The sequence below is a fragment of the Citrobacter sp. Cpa228 genome (assembly GCF_030333085.1).
In the GTDB taxonomy this organism is placed as follows: domain Bacteria; phylum Pseudomonadota; class Gammaproteobacteria; order Enterobacterales; family Enterobacteriaceae; genus Citrobacter; species Citrobacter pasteurii.
Map to the genome: position 1 here is coordinate 1 of NZ_JAOWGQ010000014.1, position 303 is coordinate 303.

General features: G+C 46.9%; 1 tRNA gene. It reads left to right on the top strand.

The window, feature by feature from the left end:
* Positions 1 to 74 precede the first annotated feature (74 nt).
* Positions 75 to 150: transfer RNA gene (locus OGX91_RS00095), tRNA-Glu, on the top strand.
* Positions 151 to 303 lie beyond the last annotated feature (153 nt).

Genomic DNA, 303 nt, shown 5'->3' on the forward strand with positions numbered 1-303 from the left:
CGTTCTTTGTAGTGCTCACACAGATTGTCTGATGAAAAGTAAATAGCAAGGCGTCTTGCGATTGAGACTGACACGTCCCCTTCGTCTAGAGGCCCAGGACACCGCCCTTTCACGGCGGTAACAGGGGTTCGAATCCCCTAGGGGACGCCACTTGCTGGTTTGTGTGAGTGAAAGTCGCCGACCCCAGTATCTCAAAACTTACCTTCGGGTGACGTTTGAGATATTTGCTCTTTAAAAATCTGGATCAAGCTGAAAATTGAAACGACACACTGTTTCATTTCTCCGTAATAAGAAATGAAAAGC